The sequence below is a fragment of the Kitasatospora sp. NPDC007106 genome (assembly GCF_040634455.1).
Taxonomy (GTDB): Bacteria; Actinomycetota; Actinomycetes; order Streptomycetales; family Streptomycetaceae; genus Kitasatospora; species Kitasatospora arboriphila.
On sequence record NZ_JBEYFP010001044.1, the window covers coordinates 1 to 1,888 of the forward strand.

At 72.1% G+C, this 1,888-nt stretch carries 1 protein-coding gene and 1 pseudogene; both read right to left on the minus strand.

Annotation, left to right across the window (positions count from 1 at the left end; translation table 11 throughout):
• Nucleotides 1–846 (minus strand): glycoside hydrolase family 19 protein (locus ABZ641_RS35540; protein WP_359988549.1); only part of this gene is annotated, 846 nt, incomplete at its 3' end.
• Between the two features lie 296 nt (nt 847–1,142).
• Nucleotides 1,143–1,888: pseudogene (locus ABZ641_RS35545) on the minus strand (hypothetical protein); the annotation flags it as partial.

Consider the following 1,888-nt stretch of genomic DNA (forward strand, 5'->3'; position numbering starts at 1 on the left):
CACCTCCGGTACGACGGCCTCCCGCGGCCACGGCCTGCCGGCCATGCGGGCCAGACTCCGCCAGCTCGGCGGCACCCTCACCGTCGAGAGCACCCGCATGTAGTTGAAGTTCCAGCTGAGCTGGATCGGGCCGCGGCCGTAGTACGCGGCCTGGCCGGCCGGGCAGCCGTACGGCTGCGAGGAGTCGCAGTAGTGCGGGTAGTTGGCGGTGTTCTGCTCGACCACGTACACCAGGCCGCCGGTCTCGTGGCTGACGTTGGCGAGGAAGGCCGCGGCCTCCTGCTTCTTCACCGTGTCGCTGCCGGTGTTGGCGAACGCCGGGTAGGCGCTCAGCGCGGCCTTGAGGCCCGCGTAGGTGTAGAAGGAGTTCCGGTTCGGGAACATCTGGTTGAACTGCGCCTCGCTGACCGGGAATCCGCCCGGGTTCGAGGTCTGGGTCGGGGTCGGCGTGCTGCCGCCGCCGGAGCAGTTGTACGGCTCCCAGTACCAGGTGGAGATCGTCGGGTCGTAGCCCGGGTTGTCGTGGGTGGCCCGGTACAGGTTGCCGTTGGAGTACTTGACGACCGTGCCGGTGGTGTAGGTGCGGCCGGCCACCCAGGCCGGGTAGTCGCAGCTGCCGCCGCCGGTCGGGGTCGGGGTGGAGCCGCCACCGCCGCCGCAGACGCCGTTGTCGGCCCAGACGCCGGAGGCGCCGCCGGGGGTCTCGTTCTGGGTCCACCACTTGGCGGTCCAGTTGTGGCCGCTGTAGGAGGCGGACATGCCCCCGGTGTAGACGGAGGAGGAGTTCCAGGCCGAGGCACAGGTGCCGGCCGAGGCGGACGTGGGAATCAGGACGGCGAGGCCTATCGCGGCCGCGCCTGCGGCGGCGGCCGCGATGAACCGGCGCTTGGCCGGAAGACGGTGCTTCACTGACACGTGATCACCCCTTGGTGCGGTGGGGGCCGCACGGGATCGAGGACGGAGGGGACCGCGCACGCGGGCCTGCGGACACCGTCGGAAGAGGGGTGCCGGGCCGCCGTTGCGGGGTTGACGAGGACTCAACCAAACTGGTCTATACCTGTCAAGAAGGCGTGGCTGAGCGGAGGTTCAACGGAACCCTAAGAACTCCTCAAGGCGCGCGGCCCGACCCCTCGGGCGCCGGTTCAGGCCTTCCGGCCGGCCGTCCGGCGGCGCTCGCCGCGGGCGAGGCGGCGCAGCCCCGCGAACCGGCCGAGCCGGTCCATCCGTTCGGCGTTGGCCATCGACGCCCGGTCGAGCTCCTCCATCAGACGGCGCGAGCGGTGCTCCAGGGCGAGCTCGTCGAGCATCCGGTCGATCTCGGCGAGCACCGACCCGTAGAGCTGCCAGGCCTCCGGGTCCTCCTGGACGTGGCGCAGCAGCTGGTGCGCCACGTTCTCACGGACGGCCCAGGCGGCGGCGAGCTCGGCGGTGAGGCGGTCCTCGGCCTCCTCGGCGCTGCGGCTGACCTGGGTGGTGACCAGCACGGCGAAGCTCACCAGGGCGCCGCCGACGTGCTCCAGCAGCTCGCCCAGCGAGACGGTGACGTCGGAGGGGAAGAGCCGCTCGTCGCCGTTGCGGCGCTTGGCCAGGTCGGTGAGCGAGCGGGTGAGCACCCGGATGACGACCACGCAGATCTCCAGCGTGTCCAGGCCGGTGCGCAGCACGATGCGCGAGAGCAGTCCCTCGCTGACCCTCGGATTGAGCCGCAGGCTGTCCTCGGCCTGGCGCAGCGCGGCGTCCACGTCGGCGATCGCCTGGTCCAGCCGGCGGGCCTCGTGCAGCCGGGCGGCCGCCTGCTCGACCGGTGCCGGACCGCCGAGCTCCTCGGCGATCTCCAGCAGCAGCTGGCGGGCCCGGCGGGCGAGGTCCTCGATGGACTCGCCGGCGG